Here is a 16551-nt window from a genome sequence, read left to right as displayed (position 1 = left end):
TTGGTGATTCAAAATGTTAGGCAATCATGTAAACTATACAGTTCAGCTGACGTACCTACCCGCTGCCTCAGTTGAGCTGTTTCCAAACAGCCTCATACACTGCTTTTAACGGAATCTGATTTGTCTCTGCGATCGACCGACAATCCTCATATTCGGGAGCTTCTTTTAACAATTGTCCATTATACCACCCTTGTTTTACACGAACTGTTCCCCACTCTGTCTCTACTTGTCTTGACTCTCTTTCCATCCGAAATACACTCAATGGATAATAACGGACTCCAAAAGTCGTCGTCTCTTCCAATAAGATTTTCTTCATTGCTTCCAATAAATTTGCGTCACAAAGTAATTGTAATTGAACCGCTGGCCGGTTTTTTTTCATATAAATAGGCGTGTAATAGACATCATTTGCTCCGGCTTCAAATAACTTATCCATGACATACCCCAGCCATTCACCTGGTGTATCGTCTAAATTCACTTCCATTTTAACCATATTGATATCAGTATGTTCATAATCTGGTGGATGCACCTAGATCACCTCATTGTCTTTTCTACTATTATTAACATAGAATTCATCATTAGTTAATTAATATTGCCTTTTCAGTGCGTGTTCAAAAAAATAGAACCCCTTGTAAGCGATAGATTTCAACTCACAAAGGATTCTATTTTTACTTCTGTTCTTGTAATTGTTGATTATATTCTTCGATAACCTGTGTCCCTCCAGCTCCTTTCCATTTATCAATCGCTTGATCAAATCCATCATCATCTATTTGTCCAAGGAAATATTGATAGGTTGCGTCTGTCATAATTTGTGTCAATGTTTCCGATTGAGAAGCCCAGGTTTCTGATTCTAGTGAGGCTGTTGGATCATGAACTAAATAATCATTATTATCGATATATAATTCATCAGCCTTTGTCCTTGGTTCATAATCAAAAAAGCCCGTGTAACGGCCATTTGTCTCAGGCTCGCCAATTTCTAACGAAGTATAAGGTAATATTTCACGGTTAAAGGCATCTCTATTCTCTTCGATTACTTTTCCTTTCCCGTCAACCACTTCATAATGTTCACCTTCCACACCCCATAATAGAAGATTTGCCCCTTCAGGTGTCATCAAATAATCGAAAAATGATAGAATACCTTGTAATTCTTCTTCTGTTTCCACAGCTGCTTTTGGAAAAATCAGCATACTTCCATAACCAGGGATCGCTCTTGTACGATATTCCCCATCTGGTCCTTCGATATAATTGTGTACATCAAAGACAACCTCTGGATTGATTGCCAGTGCATCTTGATACATACTTTCCACATCGCCCATCGTTCCGATATATACTCCCGCCGTACCATTTTTAAATAATTCCTGTTGATCTATTTTGCTCGTCACTGGCGCATCTTTATTAATATATCCGTTATCAAATAAACGTTTAAAGTAGTCCATCGCTTCTCGATACTCAGGAAACATAAATTGTGGTAACAGTTGACCATCTTTCTCCCCCCAATTATTAGGGGCGCCATGCCATGTAGCAATATTTTCAAAGGTTCCTAAGATTTCACGGTCTGTTAAACCAATCGTATCATCCTCGCCATTGCCGTCTGGATCATCTTCTGTAAAAGCTCTCAGCATTTCATATAATTCATCCAAATTTTCAGGTGCCTCAAGACCAAGGTTATCCGCCCAATCCTTTCGATAGATAAGTCCTTGACGAGACAACGGCCTGCCAGCGTACAAGGTATATATCTTGCCATCAACAGCAGTGTTTTTTAGTATATCTTTATTTAGTTTAGATAAGTTTGGATAATCATCAAATAGGGGCCGATTTCCCAGTATTGATCATCCCTAATCGCATCTTTTTGTTGCTCTAAGGTAACATCTTTTAAGAGAAAGACATCTGGAAGGTTATTTGTAGCAATGGAGGTATTTAAACTTTCTGCATAATTGTTATCTGGTACCCATTTAATGTCCAGTTCGGTATTCGTTTCTTCCTCGATTAATTCTTCTAAACGTTTGTCCGGAACTTCAGGAACATGTAAGTTCAGCATAATGGAAATTTCCTGTGATTCAGTGTCACTAGTTCTTTGCTTATTTTCTGTATTGCTTTCCTGACTGTTGCAGCCCACAAGCAATCCCCCGGCTAAGACAACGCAGCAAAAAAGAAGTACTATCGACCATTTCTTCATTATCAAATCGCCCCTTTTGTAAGAAATGTGATCACCAATCCGTTAGAGAAGTCTATACATACTTGATAAGATTATAACGTTATATATTTAACCACCCCCCTATAGGAAAATTAGATAAAAATTCAATTTAACGGGATTTAAAAAGCATATATTGCCCACCAGGGTATCCGTACGTTCCGCTTCCTTTTATAAGGAAACAAGCACTCTTTTTGATTCACGGAAAATCTGGCTTCCGGAAAAATACATAAACTAATGCTTTATTTATCGTTTCTATGAGAAGGCCTCTTTCGTAATTAGAGACCTTAGCTTCCCTAGTCTTTTCCTATCCTTTTACCTATCTAACTTAAGCTTCTCGATACATCTGCTGTAAATAACGCCTCCCCTCATCTATGTAAGGCTCTTTCGTATTTTCCATTAGTACCTCGATAAACGGTTTATGTTTTTTGATCCATGCAAACAGAAGATCATAACGCAACTGCCCTTGCCCGACTGGAACCATCTTTACCTTATGATCTTCCAAAATAAAATCTTTAGCATGCACAGCAACGATTCTATCTCCAAATAAAGCAAATGATTCTTGAAAAACAGCAGCCTGATCCTGACAGTTACCAGGAGACATAAAATTGGCAGGATCAAATATTACTTGCAGCTGAGAGGAGTCAATCTCATCGAGTAATCTTTTCATTTTCTCAGGGGTATGAATCGGATGGTTCACACCACCCTCAATCCCTACGATCACCCCCCATTTCTCCGCCTCATCTGTTAAGACACGGACACTCTTGACGACTTGTTGAAAGGCCGCCTCGGTAAAATTGTCCTCGGTATAGCCCATTTTTTCATACACATTTCCCGTCTCCGAAGCTACGATACTGCAGCCAAAATCCCGCGCAAAACGAAGATGTTCTTTAAATCGCTCCAATAAATGATCTCGTTGCTGCTTTTCTGGATGGATCATATTAATATAACAGCCTAAAATAGCAATATTTACACCATATTTATCAAATGTTTGTTTGATATGTTTCGCATAACCTGGACTTAAAGAACCGGTAGCTGTCGACATATATTGAATTGATTTCGCCAATGCCAGCTGGACACACTGGACGCCTTTGGCTGCTACCGTTTCTGCTATTTGGTCCAGTTGGTCAAAGGCCAAATCATGGGCTCTAATCCCTAATTGCATCTATACCCCTCCTATGAAACTATCTGGCTAACCAGCCTCCATCCACGACTATCACATGTCCGTTCATATAATCAGAGGCTTTACTGGCTAAATATACAACCGTTCCCATTAATTCACTCGGGTCGCCCCATTCACCAGCAGGTATACGCGATAATATCTCGGCATTCCGCTGTTCGTCAGTCCTGATCGGGGCTGTGTTCTTCGTTGAAAAATAACCTGGGGCAATCGCATTGACTTGAATACCTGCCGAGGCTAGTTCATTAGCAAATGATTTGGTCAGACCTGCCACCGCATGTTTACTAGCGGTGTATGGCGGAATAAATTTGCCGCCTTGAAAGGAGAGCATCGAAGCAATATTAATAATTTTGCCGCTGCCTTGCTGGACCATTTCCTTAGCTGCCGCTTGACTTAATAAATAAACCGCATCCAAATTCAACGCCAATACATCGTCCCAATCTTCTTCCCTATAGTCCAGCAATGGATTACGGCGAATCGTTCCTGCATTGTTTATCAAGATATCCACTGTACCAAAAGCCTTTTTACACGCTGGAATCACTTGTTTCAACTGATCACGATCTGCTAAATCAGCTTGATGGAATACTGCCTCCCCTTCGCTTCCTGCTAATTCATGCTTAGTATCCTCCCAATTAGTGCCATGAGTGACGATAAATACATTGGCACCAGCCTTGGCCAATGCTACAGTATAAGCTTGACCCAGCCCCGTATTTCCTCCCGTAATAATTGCTGTTTTTCCTGTTAAAGAGAAATAGTCTAATGAAAAATCCTGCAGTCCTTTTCCCATGTGATAACCTCCTAGCGTAATTGATCCATTGGAATGTGATCCATATCTGTATACGTAATGTTCTCTCCACACATTCCCCAAATAAAAGTATAATTACTCGTCGCTGTGCCACAATGAATTGACCAGCTTGGCGAGATGACTGCCTGTTCATTTTTTAAGATAAGATGTCTTGTTTCCTGAGGTTCCCCCATAAAATGAAAAGCTCTCGTATCTTCTTCCATATCAAAATAGAGATATACCTCACTGCGACGATCATGGGTATGAGCAGGCATCGTGTTCCAGACACTGCCCGGCTGCAACATGGTCAGGCCCATTTGCAGCTGACAGCTTTCACAGACATTAGGATGAATATATTGATGAATTTTACGCTCATTTAATGTGGCAGTTTCGCCCAATTCCAAAGGCTTAATATCCTTTTTAGCTATCTTAACCGTTGGATAGGTGTGATGTGCAGGTGAAGATAACAAATAAAATTTGGCAGGCTGTGCTGGGTGTTCAGATCCAAACCAAACTTCTTTTGTTCCACGGCCTACATACAGACCGTCATACTGATTCATCTCGTATTTCTCACCATCCAGTACCACATAACCTGCCGCACCAATATTAATAATACCCAGCTCTCTTCTCTCGAGAAAATAGTCCACACCTAATTGCTTATCCAGTTTGATCGTTAATTCTTGTGTTGTCGGTGTGGCACCGCCAAAAATCATTCGATCCACATGGGTGTAAGTTAAGTGTACATGACCAGGTTCAAATAGTTTCTCTACTAAAAATTTCTCTCTCAATTCATCTGTATTATACCTTTTTATTTCTTCCGGATGATTTGCATAACGTACGTCCATCTTTATGTCCTCCTTTGAGTATGTTGTTTATTTATTTCCCTTCACATATTGGGCTAAGGGATGATGAATCAGCCTTAATTCCTCGATACAAAGCTTACTGTGTGCCTGTGCTCCCTTTTCTGTCAGATGTGTATCATCTTGTTCTCCTAATGGGTAATTAGGATACACGCCAGGTGCAAGCTGCATAAACAGCGATTTAGAACCCTGTTCCCCTAGCTTCATCAACAATTGACTCGACCGTTTTAGCATATCGAGGCACATGACTTGCTGCAGCTTGGCTACTTGCCTCATTGCTTCCGGGTATAGCCCATGTGTGTCTTGTAATATTCCTTGATCATCAAAGTGTCTGCGGGCAATAGAAGTTAGCAGCACAGGTGTCACTTCCGCAGCCCTTGCCTGTTCGATAAAAAAACGCAAGTTGGCGGCATAGCTGGTAAAGGGATCGGTAGCTCTTTCCACATCCGGTTTTTGATCATTATGACCAAACTGAATAAAAACATAATCTCCCGGCTGCCAAACTGCTGTTATCTGTTCCCACCGCCCTTCATCAATAAAAGATTTTGTACTCCTGCCTGAAGCCGCATGATTACAAATTGACACCTTATCATCGAAGTAATCAGATAAGACCTGCCCCCACCCCATTCGCGGGTAGTCATCTGCGGGATAATCAGACATCGTCGAATCTCCCGCTAAGAATAGCTGAAACGCTGTCATTATACTTCTCCTTTTCCAATCGCTAACTGCACACTAGCTAAGACAAAGGCACCTACTCCATGTAAATCATTCGTACTTGTCTCACGCTCCACATAATAATCATACGTGCCGATTGAGGTACCAATACAAATATCATGCAATTTAAACTGGCCAGCCTGATCAACTGCTACCTTATGCTCTAATAGACCTCGGTAACCTTTTTCTGCCTTTTGTAAAAATGCAGTGTTTACATAACCTTTATGAACTGCTTTGGCAATCGCATAGATAAATAAGCAGGAACAAGAACTTTCCAGATAATTATTCGGTTCATTCGGCTTATCGACGACTTGATACCACAGTCCCGTCTCTTCATCTTGGAAGGTGATCAATGCCTCGATTAATTGCTGAACGACTTCTTTCCATTCTTCGACCTTGGGATGATCAGATGGCAGCATTTCAATAAAATTCACCGTCACCATCGCGTACCAGCCAAGCGCCCTGCCCCATACTTCAGGAGCATGCCCTTTTTCTGTGGACCATGGAGTTTGTTTACTCTCGTCATAGCCGTGATAATACAGACCATTCTCTTTCTGTGTGTGTTTGCGCATTAACGATTCTTGTTTTATTACTAGTTCTATTAACTCTGGTTCATCAAACATCTGACCATAGCGAATAGCAAACGGGCCTGCCATATATAAGCCATCTAACCACATTTGATAAGGATATTTATCTTTATGCCAAAACCCTCCTTCCTTCGTTTTATTTAAGGTATTTAATAAATATCTGAGCTTACTCGCTGCTGCACGGTATTTACGTGCTTTCGTCTTCTCATATAATGGTAATAATAACAAACCAGGCTGGATGGCGTCCAGTTCGCTTCTGGCAAAATAGAAATTGCCTTCCTCATCGATCAGTTGATCAACATATTCTTTATAATACTGATAATATCTCTCTTCCCCTGTTAACTGATAAAGATCCTGCACCCCGCAAAGGAATACCCCTTGGTGATAATGCCAGCGATTAGCAGGAGGTAATTGAACTGGCTGATATGTATCCATCAGCGTGTCACAGGCCTTCTTTGCCCAGCCAAGTGCTGTTATTTGTTGTACGGTCAACTGTACTCATTCCCTTCCCTGATATTCAAACCAATCAAAATCGGCATAAGCCGTGCTTGCTTCACCATTCCCTGAACAATACATGCCTAGATAGGCACCAACAAAACCACCAGCCATATCTGTACTTAAGATGCGGCCGTCTACCTTTTCAGCTAACACACGCCACTCACTAAGTTCTGTTGCATAAGTAAAAGTATAGTCTTGCCCAACTGCTTCTACTCCTAAATAAATCTTGTTGATGGATAGAGGCTGCCGGGCAATCTGTTGATCCTCTCCAGCCTCTCTTCTAGTTAACTTTACCGCCAGTTGATCATTTTCTGACACCATCTCCACCCGTATTTGATAGTTATGATTCTGTAACAATACCAATCCTGCACTGTCTGTGGCTTTTTCTGGTTTGAATTCAACAACGAGTTCGGCATAAAAGTTAATATGCTGCTGTCTTCTGCCAACAAAGGATGGATTCTCTTCCTCCATAATGTTTTCTGGCTTAGCCTTTAGACGCAGATGCCCCTTCCGCTCGGATAACGACCAAAAATCACCACGCGGCGTACGGATAAAATTCCATTGATCGGCAAGTTTTGTAGATTCAAAGGAATCATGCAACGGCTGTGCCGGCCATTTATGCTCTGGTAAATGAGGAAATTCCATCTCTGGCTCAATCACTCCTTTGCCAGGATTGACAATCGGCCAGCCATCTTCCCAGACAAATGGAACTAAAAAAGTTTCCCGGCCAAGATTGCGGTAATAACCGCCATACGGTCTGGAAGCCAGACATACCATCCACCAATCACCAAATTGGGTTTGAACGATATCGGCATGCCCTACATTAACAATTGGATGCTGCTTTCCTAAGTGACGATGGGTTAAAATCGGATTCGTTTCCGTCATCTCATAAGGCCCTGTCACACTCTTGCTCCGGGCAATCGTAACCGCATGGGTATGGCCGGTTCCGCCTTCCGCGATGATGAGATAATACCAGCCGTTTATTTTATATAAATGAGGCGCTTCTTGCGCATGGGCATTCTTCAAGGCCCCATCCCATAAGCTGTATTTCTCGCCAATCAGCTTGCCTGTTTCAGTATCTAATTCCTGAAGCCAGATTTCATTATGCTTTTTATACAACTGACCAGCAGGCGGCTTACGATTACCGGTGTAATATACTTTGCCATCGTCATCAAATAGCAGTGACGGATCAATACCTGGTGCATCTGGCAGCCAAATTGGATTGGACCAAGGACCAGCCGGATCAGTTGCCGTCACATAAAAATTCCTTCGCGCACCAGTGGGACTAACGACAAAGGTCGTAATCATATAGAAAATTCCCTCATGATATCGAATCGTTGGTGCATATATCCCTCTGGAATAAGGCGTTTGATCCAAATTTAATTGCTCTGGCCGGTCTAGTACATGGCCAATTTGCCGCCAATGAACCAAATCTTTACTATGGAAAATCGGCACACCTGGAAAATATTCAAAACTAGATGTTACCAAGTAATAGTCATCCTCCACCCGGCAAATAGATGGATCTGGGTAAAAACCTGGAATAATTGGGTTTTTAAAAGTTTTCATTAGCTTCTGCCTGCCTCCTCAAACCTTGGATCTTTAACAAAAATATGTTCGGTATGATCAAGTTCGATTTGCCCCTCTGAAGAATCGGTATCCAGCTGATCAATTGTCACTTGCTGCGCATGACTCAGGTATACCGCAGGGCCTTTGCGCTGCCTTACCGTCACATGATGGAGATGTAAGTCTTCTACATATTTTGCGAAAATTCCTTCCCCTGCCATGTCGATCACCTCTCGTACCATATCCGGTTCCCCGCCTGGCATGTGTTCATCCATTGTCATCTCCAAACTAATATGCTCTAACTTCACATGGCGAATGGGCATTTCCGGCAGTCCATACAGAAATGCAGCCGCCGCTCTACTCTCTGTTGCCGTTACATGACTAATTCGGATATTTTCTATGATAGGTGTTTTCTCACTAATCTCAATGGCTTCACTGTCCAGCAAATGTTGATTACTCCTGCTGACACCATGACGATAAAAGGAATTAATCGCAATCGGACACAGCACGCGATCCATCATGATATTCTGGACTAAAATATTGCGTATGTAACTGCCTCTTTCCCGATTGGTCTTAATCCGAATCCCTCGATCCGTTCCATCAAAGACACAGTTAGTAATCGTCACATTCTCTAATCCGCCAGAGTTCTCACTGCCAAAAACAACACCCCCGTGACCATGGTGCATCGTGCAATTAGCAATTGTGACATTCTTCGTTGGTACGCCGTAATTTCTGCCATCTTGATTAATTCCTGACTTTAAGGCAATACAGTCATCCCCCACATCAAAATGGCAATCCGTAATCCTAACATTTTGGCAGGAATCAACGTCCAGCCCATCCCCATTAGGTGTGTCCGATGGATTCTCAAAAGTCACTTGATGAATCGAGACATCCTCACAAAATACCAGATGTGTATTCCAAAATGGAGAATTGCGACAGGTCACACCAGTGATTGAAATATGTGCCGCTCGATAGAATTGAATTAAAGGCGGCCGGAGAAACTGTGACGGCCATTCTACGAGATTCGTATCTGCCGGTTCTGTAAACGTCTGATTTGCCTCGGCAATTTCTTTTGTTTTATTAGATCGATAAACTTGTTTTTTTCTTAATTTCCGATTAACATCCCACCATTTTTGGCCATTACCTTCTAAAATCCCTTCTCCTTTAATTGAAACATGGTGAATGTCTGCCCCATAAATAAGCGGCATAAAACCATTACACACATAACCTGACCAGCGTGTTTTTACAACCGGATATTGTTCAAAGTCATCCGAGAAGGATAAAACAGCACCACTTTCCAAGTATAATGTCATATAACTAGTTAAAGCGATTGGTCCCGTTTGGTATATACCCGGCGGAATGTATACCGTTCCTCCACCTGCTTGTTCACATGCCTGTATTGCTTGCTGAATAGCAGCTGTGCAGTCCATCTCCGGTGCTGCCCCATAATCTTTGATATTAAAAACTAGCATACTGTTCACTCCCTGTTTAACAGATCTTCCCGTAACGGGTTAAATATATCTAGCAGTCTACTTTTGGTTACCGCCTTGACACCATGTACAGCTTGTGATGGAATATGCAGAGAGTCCCCTTGGACAATCTTCTGTTCTTTTCCATCAATTGTGAAAATCAGTTCCCCTTCCAAACAATAAGTTAGCTGTTCATGGGGATGGCTGTGACTTGCCCCCTCAGCCTCTGGTTCAAAAACCACCTCCATCATCATCATGTTTTGTCCTGGCGGATGAATTTTTCTTGTTACCCCTGCTTCTGCTTGTTCCCATTGATTCCGTGTCATTATGTATCCTCCATTAAAGTAATTAACATTGGTAATATACATTGCAAGGCCATTACCCCTAAAATGACATAACCAGCTGTCATGGCATCTATCTCGTGAGAAAACAGCATAAAGATCACAATCCCTAAAGCCCTGCCGATATTAATAATCGTTTCCCTAAGCACAATGGACTCGACACGGAATGCCGATTTTAACGGCAGCCTGTCAATCCATTGAAAATAGTAAGCCGCATAAGCATTAGCCTGTAACGGTTTAAACAGATTCTGCGTCACCATAAACAACACCACGCTCCACACCGTTATTTCCCATGTCAAAAACGTGCCTGATAGGAAAAAGCCGATCGCAGCAACCCATAAGTATTTGACGGTATCCTCGATCTGGGCAAAACGGGAAATAAGATAGCTGGCTATAATGGAGATCGTTAAAAAACCGGCATTCAGATAACCAACCACGCCTTCGTTCTCGAAAATACTATAAATCAGGATAGGCGGAATATACATCAGGATTCCTTGCGGGAAGCCAATGATAAACCAGCCCCACAAAGCCGACCGAAATGCTGGCTGCCGCTGGATCATTTGCCCGAGATATTTCATGTAATAACTGCGGTGCCGCGCTGTTTCCTTTTTCAAGCGAAAACTTCTTATCGTGGCTAGGAAAAATAAGCAAAAGGCGATAGCAAACACCATAATATAACCGATTAGCCCGTCAAAGAGACTGATCATAAACCCTGCCAAGGCAGGCGCCAGCAAATTAGCTACCCCCATCACCATCTGATTCCAGCCTAAATATCGATGGCGATTCTGATTCGATGATACCTCATGCACAATCGTAAAATAAGCAACCCAATAGAGACCTTGCGCGATCCCCCGCAATAGAGCAAACCAGTAGAAGTGTTCCACAATTGCTTCTTGTACCAGTACAATCAACAAATAGAACAAAGCCGTCATCCATATTCCATAACGATAGATGATTGTTCTTCCTTTTTTCTTAGAGGTACGCCCAATCATATAGGTGGTGATCGCCTGTGATAAGATCGCAATAAAGTTATAGGCACCATTGACCCATAAGCTATTGGTTAACCGCCACAAATATAAATTGACAAAGATAATCGATAAGGCGCCGCCAAATTGAAAAATAGCATGATTGATCAAAACATTGACAGCATCTGCTGATAACTTTTTCCGTTGATCTAATTGAAATAACTTCCCCAAGCTAGCCACTTCTTTCTGCTCCCATTTTGTTTTGCTAAGCTATCTCATTACTGTTGCCATAATTGGTGCAGCTGTTTCCGAATCAATGTTGCTTGCGTCGTAGCATTCATATCTCCTTCCGGCAAACCAAGCCCTAGCTCTACCGCGGCAGGCATATCAGGATAGTATTCTCCCTCTTTCACTTGGGCTACATTAGGAGCCTTGACTGAATGTCCTAACTCTCTGGAAAAAACACCATCCTGTTGCTTCAACCTGCTCAGATGATCAATCGTCAATCGCGATATTTTTTCTAACGCCTGATCTGAAATGTCTACTGCTAAATAGGCTAGCAAATCAATCGGGTTACGGATATAACACATATCCACGGCCTCTTCGGTATGCAGACATTCCCAAATCGATTGGTATATCTGTTGCTGACGCGGCATGGCAAGCTGATGTTTACGGTAAAAGGTGTGCAGTTTAAAAGTGCCAGAGATTCTTACATACAGTGAACCTTCTCCCCACAAACCTGTTTCCTTGTCTTGCTTTTCCTCGAGAAAAGAAGCAAAAGCTTTGACATATGCCTGTCGCTTCTCCGTCTCCATTTCCGCAAAATATATAGTGGAGGAGGCCAGCAAATCGCAGCCTCTCCAGCTATTAGACAAAGAGATACTTGCCCACTTTTTTCGATACGTCTCCAATGAATTCGTATAGGCAGGTGCCTGCTGCTGTTCAATCGGTAATGGATACAACGGCTTTGCACCCAGCCTTTTCAAGCTGTTGACAGCGTAGTTTAAAGCCCTGTGTACCATGACCTCATCCTGTTTCATCAATGGATGCTCATCATAGAAATAGCCTGATTCCGGGTCTTGCTTAGCTTGAAAAAAAGCAATCAGCTTTTCTTTCGGTAATACTTCCAAACGATTACACCTTAACAAAATATTTAATGCCTGAGCTGTCGACTCAATATCAGGAGGATAAGCCTTGACAATCATGGCACTTCGGGAGAAATAAAATCCGCCCGTTTCTTGATCAAACTGTTCCAATACCCAACGCTCTATATCTGCCAGCAAAGTATCTAAACGAAGTGTTTCCCGGTCACGCCAATTCTTCATAACGTCGCGTCTCCTTTTCATAAGCTGTTCTATTTATTAACCTTTAACAGACCCCAGCAAAGCCCCCTTAGCAAAGTATTTCTGTAAGAATGGATATACTAATAACACAGGAACGGTTGCCACGACAATGGTTGCCATCTTGACCGTTACCTCTGGAGGTGGTGCGTCTGTATATGATTCCGCATCATAATTCATCCCGCTTGCTAATACGACAATTTGTCTTAATAGTACTTGCACCGGCCATTTATCAGCGTCTGCCAAGTAAAGGATTGCGTGCATATAGGTGTTCCAATAAGTAACCGCATAGAATAAAGAAATTGTTGCGATAGCCGGTAAGGAGATCGGCAATACAATCCGGAATAAAATACTAAAATCATTGGCACCATCAATCTTGGCAGATTCTTCCAAACCTTGAGGCAGATTCATAAAGAAACTCCGTAAGATAATCATATTAAATGCATTAATCGTTACTGGAATAACTAATGCCCATAATGAATCTAATAACCCTGTTTGCTGTACCACTAAGAATGTCGGAATCATCCCACCATTAAATAATAGGGTGAAGACAATCAGGAAATTCAGTGTACGTCTTCCTACAAGATCCCTTCTTGACAGACCGTAAGCTGTCAAGACGGAGAAGAACATACTCCATATTGTTCCCCCGATCGTCACCATCACAGATACACCTAAAGCACGAAAAATCGTACCGGTAGAAAAGATGTACTTATACGCCTGTAGGGAAAATTCCGTTGGAAATAACAGAAATTTCGTTCTTGCAATCTCTGCACTTGTTGCAAAGGAACTGCCTACTACATGGATAAATGGCAGTATCGTAATCAATGCCAGCAACGCTAATAGAAAATAGTTAAAGAAGTCAAACACACGACTTCCCGCAGAAATTTGTTGTTTCGCCATTATTTTTCACCTCGTCTATTGTTATCTCTCTTAATAGTGCGTGTTCAAAAAGTCCGGGAAAAGGACCATCATCGGCTAAGTTCGCAACATCGTGTTGCAACACCGATACTAGTACGTCCTGTACGTCGAAAGTTCAAGGCGGCGCTGCTTTGAGCCACGGAACGTATGCTTTTAATACGTGAGTAGCGGAAAAGCAAGCCAACGCAGAAATTCGCCGTGTCATTTTTATTGGACTTTTTGAACATCCTTAATAGATACCTTCTTCATTAAATTTCTTCGCCAGCCAGTTCGCGAATACAACCATAATCAAGCCTACGCCGCCTTTAAAGAAACCCACAGCTGTACTATAACTAAACTGACCTTGCTGCAGACCAGCTACATAAACATATGTGTCAAAAATCTCTGCCACATTTCGGTTAGAAGAGTTTAATAATAGGTAAACATGTTCGAAGCCTAACTCCAGCACATCACCAATTTTCAAGATTAACAGTACAATAATTACATTGCGGATGGCAGGGATCGTAATATGCCACATCTGACGAAAACGATTCGCCCCATCCATTCTGGCAGCCTCATATAGCTGCGGATCAACTGCTGTAATGGCAGCAAGAAAGATAATCGTCCCCCAACCTGCTTCACGCCAGATAACCTGTAAGATATACATAGGCCTAAACCATTCCTCATTTAAGAGAAAATTAACCTTAGAAAAACCAAGTGTCTCCAGGATAGCGTTTACAATTCCGCCATCAAGGGTTAACAATACATAACTGATCGACACAATAACTACCCATGACATAAAGTGAGGAATATAAATTAATGTCTGCACACTGCGTTTAAAGAATTGATGACGCACTTCATTCAACATTAAAGAAATAATAATCGGGATTGGGAAAAAGATGAAAATTTGTAACCCAAAGAGCATTAATGTATTCTTGAAAATCATCCAAAATTCCGAACTGGCAAATAATCGCTGAAAATGTTCCAGCCCTACCCATTCACTGCCCATCACACCCTTATACGGTTTATAATCTTGAAAAGAAATGATTAATCCATACATCGGCAAATACTTATAAATAAGAAAATAGATAAAACCAGGCAGAATCATCAGGTAAATCAGTTTATTTTTCTTAATATTGCGCCATGTCTCGGAACGTTTTAATTTCTTGATTCGTTTCTGTTCTTTTACTGTTACTGTAGTAGTTTCCATAAGCAATACCCTTTCTTTTAAGTTTCTATTTTGGAATAGCTTATAAAAATCGTATGCTAAAGGAGATATAACGTAAATAATCATTATCTTATCAACTGCTTATACAGCGTGATATCAGACCTCATCACGTATTTTCTCAGCGAATATTGATATTGAGCTGCCGTTCATCGCTGTTCTTGTATACATTCATGCTTTTCGCCCTCCACAATGATGAGAAAGCTAATATAAGTGCATGATTATCAAAACCTCTGCCTCTTGTAGATTAAAGGGTGGAGAATTCTTATAGCAGCTTTCTCACCATATAAGAAAATGATTACCACTTCTGTCTTTTCCCTTAGCTATAGATCGGGCTCTTAAAATTTTTTTAAGAGCCCTTTTGTGTTCTGTTTAGTTATTGAGCAGCGTTAAATTCTGCGATAATATCATCGCCGCCTTCTGACTGCCATTTCTCTACAGCAGCGTCAAAGCCTGCTTCATCCAGCTGACCAATGATATAATTGTAGGTTGCGTCTGTAATGATTTCCTGCAACCTTGCTCCATCATTGACATATGTTTCAGAGTATAAGGCAGCAGTTGGATCCTCAATCAGATATTCTTCATTGTCTTTAAATAATTGTTCTGATTTTTCTTTAGGCTCATAATCAAAATATCCTTCATAACGCCCGTTTGTTTCCGGTTCACCGATTTCTAATGCTTGATATGGTTTGACTTCACGGTCAAACAGCGATTGATCATCTGTAGGTAAGGCGGCTCCGTCAATTACTTCATAGTGTTCGTCCTCAATACCCCAGTAAGCATAATTCATTACTTCCGGATCCATTAATTGATCAAAGAAACCTAAGATTTTCTTTAAATCGTCTTCTGTTTCGACAGAACTCTTAGGGAACATCACTAAACTTCCATAACCAGGAATAGACCAGATACCGTATTCACCATGAGGTCCTTCTACATAGTTGTGTACATCCAATTCAACATCTGGATTAATTGCTGTCGCATCATGATACAAGCTGACCACATCCGACATAGCACCTACATAAATACCTGCTGTACCATTCTTGAAGAATTCTTGTTGATCTGTTTTACTTGTAACAGGGAAATCCTGATTGATATAGCCGTTTTCATGCATTTCTCTAAAGAAATCCATTGTTTGTTTATATTCATCAAACATAAACTCCGGTAATAGTTCTCCGTCTTGTTCACCCCAATTGTTAGGCGTACCGAACCAAGAGCCTACTGTTTTAAACGCACCATAGATCAAATCATTTCGGTCAGTGATACCAAATGTATCGTCTTCACCATTTCCATCTGGATCATCTTCTGTAAAGGCTCTGGCCATTTCCATAAATTCATCAGTGGTTGTTGGTGCCTCCAAACCTAAGTTATCTGCCCAATCTTTTCGATAGATAATACCTTGTCTGGACAAGGGACGGCCTTGATACAATGTGTATAAATTGCCATTGATACGTGTATTTGCTAACACGTCATCTCTTAATTTAGATAAGTTCTCAAACTCATCCAGGTATTGACCTACTTCCCAAAACTGCTCGTCCTCAATTGCCTCTCTAAATTGAATAAAGGAAGATTGATTCTTTAAAAAGACCGCTTCAGGTAATGAATTCGTTGCAAAGGCTGTGTTTAAGCGATCATCATAATTGTTATCTGGCACCCATTGAATTTCAACATCGTAATTCGTTGCTTCTTCAATTTGCTCCAGCACCTTATCATTAGGAACTTCCGGGGTATGCAGGTTTGCCATAATCGTAAACGAATAGGGCTCCCCGTCGTCTCCGGAATCGTCGGAAGCTTGGCTACCGCTGTCATTCGAACTGCTGTCGCTGCTACATGCTGTTAAAACAAAAAGTAGTAGTAATAAAGCCATTCCAAATAGTTTTTTCCAATCTTTCAAATTAACCACCCTCCAAAATATTTAGCTTTTTTTGCACTTTGGCGTTCCC

At 41.4% G+C, this 16551-nt stretch carries 16 protein-coding genes; all 16 read right to left on the bottom strand.

Annotated elements, in window-relative coordinates; translation table 11 throughout:
- Positions 1-67: 67 nt before the first annotated feature.
- Positions 68-490, bottom strand: coding sequence for a nickel pincer cofactor biosynthesis protein LarC2 (gene larC2 / locus JOD18_RS20855; RefSeq protein WP_204671111.1), 423 nt, complete (start codon positions 488-490; stop codon positions 68-70).
- Between the two features lie 175 nt (positions 491-665).
- Positions 666-1706: an extracellular solute-binding protein gene (locus JOD18_RS20850; RefSeq protein ID WP_338029590.1), complete on the bottom strand. Its 1041-nt coding sequence runs from the start codon at positions 1704-1706 to the stop codon at positions 666-668.
- 65 nt (positions 1707-1771) lie between these two features.
- On the bottom strand, positions 1772-2173 hold the full coding sequence (locus JOD18_RS24885) for a hypothetical protein (protein WP_338029589.1): 402 nt from the start codon (positions 2171-2173) through the stop codon (positions 1772-1774).
- A gap of 343 nt (positions 2174-2516) precedes the next feature.
- Positions 2517-3353, bottom strand: coding sequence for a sugar phosphate isomerase/epimerase family protein (locus JOD18_RS20845; RefSeq protein ID WP_204671081.1), 837 nt, complete (start codon positions 3351-3353; stop codon positions 2517-2519).
- Positions 3354-3372: 19 nt separating this feature from the next.
- Positions 3373-4155, bottom strand: a complete 783-nt coding sequence (gene kduD, locus JOD18_RS20840; RefSeq protein ID WP_204671079.1) for a 2-dehydro-3-deoxy-D-gluconate 5-dehydrogenase KduD — start codon at positions 4153-4155, stop codon at positions 3373-3375.
- Between the two features lie 11 nt (positions 4156-4166).
- On the bottom strand, positions 4167-4997 hold the full coding sequence (kduI, locus tag JOD18_RS20835) for a 5-dehydro-4-deoxy-D-glucuronate isomerase (protein WP_204671077.1): 831 nt from the start codon (positions 4995-4997) through the stop codon (positions 4167-4169).
- Between the two features lie 27 nt (positions 4998-5024).
- On the bottom strand, positions 5025-5711 hold the full coding sequence (locus tag JOD18_RS20830) for a rhamnogalacturonan acetylesterase (RefSeq protein WP_204671075.1): 687 nt from the start codon (positions 5709-5711) through the stop codon (positions 5025-5027).
- Positions 5711-6805: a glycoside hydrolase family 88/105 protein gene (locus tag JOD18_RS20825; protein ID WP_204671073.1), complete on the bottom strand. Its 1095-nt coding sequence runs from the start codon at positions 6803-6805 to the stop codon at positions 5711-5713. The genes JOD18_RS20830 and JOD18_RS20825 overlap by 1 nt, the downstream gene beginning before the upstream one ends.
- A 6-nt stretch (positions 6806-6811) precedes the next feature.
- Positions 6812-8377 (bottom strand): glycoside hydrolase family 43 protein, encoded by a 1566-nt coding sequence (locus JOD18_RS20820; protein ID WP_204671071.1) that lies wholly within the window; start codon positions 8375-8377, stop codon positions 6812-6814.
- Positions 8377-9846, bottom strand: a complete 1470-nt coding sequence (locus JOD18_RS20815; RefSeq protein ID WP_204671069.1) for a glycoside hydrolase family 28 protein — start codon at positions 9844-9846, stop codon at positions 8377-8379. Before JOD18_RS20815 ends, JOD18_RS20820 begins: the two co-directional genes overlap by 1 nt.
- Before the next feature lie 5 nt (positions 9847-9851).
- Positions 9852-10169: a cupin domain-containing protein gene (locus tag JOD18_RS20810; RefSeq protein WP_204671067.1), complete on the bottom strand. Its 318-nt coding sequence runs from the start codon at positions 10167-10169 to the stop codon at positions 9852-9854.
- Positions 10169-11389, bottom strand: a complete 1221-nt coding sequence (locus JOD18_RS20805; protein WP_338029588.1) for an MFS transporter — start codon at positions 11387-11389, stop codon at positions 10169-10171. The genes JOD18_RS20810 and JOD18_RS20805 overlap by 1 nt, the downstream gene beginning before the upstream one ends.
- 38 nt (positions 11390-11427) lie before the next feature.
- Positions 11428-12474, bottom strand: coding sequence for a prenyltransferase/squalene oxidase repeat-containing protein (locus JOD18_RS20800; RefSeq protein ID WP_239588276.1), 1047 nt, complete (start codon positions 12472-12474; stop codon positions 11428-11430).
- Between the two features lie 36 nt (positions 12475-12510).
- The gene (locus JOD18_RS20795) at positions 12511-13389 is read right to left on the bottom strand and encodes a carbohydrate ABC transporter permease (protein ID WP_204671065.1); all 879 of its coding nucleotides are present in this window, start codon (positions 13387-13389) and stop codon (positions 12511-12513) included.
- A 247-nt stretch (positions 13390-13636) separates the two neighbouring features.
- Complete coding sequence (locus JOD18_RS20790; RefSeq protein WP_204671063.1) at positions 13637-14596, bottom strand: ABC transporter permease; 960 nt, start codon at positions 14594-14596, stop codon at positions 13637-13639.
- 391 nt (positions 14597-14987) lie between these two features.
- A complete protein-coding gene (locus JOD18_RS20785; protein ID WP_204671108.1) occupies positions 14988-16475 on the bottom strand; it encodes an extracellular solute-binding protein in 1488 nt (495 codons plus the stop codon).
- Between the last annotated feature and the right edge of the window lie 76 nt (positions 16476-16551).

This window comes from Gracilibacillus alcaliphilus, from assembly GCF_016909015.1.
Taxonomy (GTDB): Bacteria; Bacillota; Bacilli; order Bacillales; family Amphibacillaceae; genus Gracilibacillus; species Gracilibacillus alcaliphilus.
This window is presented reverse-complemented; position numbering and strand designations above follow the sequence as displayed.

Bases quoted from the DNA above. Each gene is read 5' to 3' on its own strand.
- larC2 (WP_204671111.1), bottom strand. From the start codon at position 490: ATGGTTAAAATGGAAGTGAATTTAGACGATACACCAGGTGAATGGCTG.
- JOD18_RS24885 (WP_338029589.1), bottom strand. From the start codon at position 2,173: ATGAAGAAATGGTCGATAGTACTTCTTTTTTGCTGCGTTGTCTTAGCC.
- JOD18_RS20845 (WP_204671081.1), bottom strand. From the start codon at position 3,353: ATGCAATTAGGGATTAGAGCCCATGATTTGGCCTTTGACCAACTGGAC.
- kduD (WP_204671079.1), bottom strand. From the start codon at position 4,155: ATGGGAAAAGGACTGCAGGATTTTTCATTAGACTATTTCTCTTTAACA.
- kduI (WP_204671077.1), bottom strand. From the start codon at position 4,997: ATGGACGTACGTTATGCAAATCATCCGGAAGAAATAAAAAGGTATAAT.
- JOD18_RS20830 (WP_204671075.1), bottom strand. From the start codon at position 5,711: ATGACAGCGTTTCAGCTATTCTTAGCGGGAGATTCGACGATGTCTGAT.
- JOD18_RS20820 (WP_204671071.1), bottom strand. From the start codon at position 8,377: ATGAAAACTTTTAAAAACCCAATTATTCCAGGTTTTTACCCAGATCCA.
- JOD18_RS20815 (WP_204671069.1), bottom strand. From the start codon at position 9,846: ATGCTAGTTTTTAATATCAAAGATTATGGGGCAGCACCGGAGATGGAC.
- JOD18_RS20810 (WP_204671067.1), bottom strand. From the start codon at position 10,169: ATGACACGGAATCAATGGGAACAAGCAGAAGCAGGGGTAACAAGAAAA.
- JOD18_RS20800 (WP_239588276.1), bottom strand. From the start codon at position 12,474: ATGAAGAATTGGCGTGACCGGGAAACACTTCGTTTAGATACTTTGCTG.
- JOD18_RS20795 (WP_204671065.1), bottom strand. From the start codon at position 13,389: ATGGCGAAACAACAAATTTCTGCGGGAAGTCGTGTGTTTGACTTCTTT.
- JOD18_RS20790 (WP_204671063.1), bottom strand. From the start codon at position 14,596: ATGGAAACTACTACAGTAACAGTAAAAGAACAGAAACGAATCAAGAAA.
- JOD18_RS20785 (WP_204671108.1), bottom strand. From the start codon at position 16,475: ATGGCTTTATTACTACTACTTTTTGTTTTAACAGCATGTAGCAGCGAC.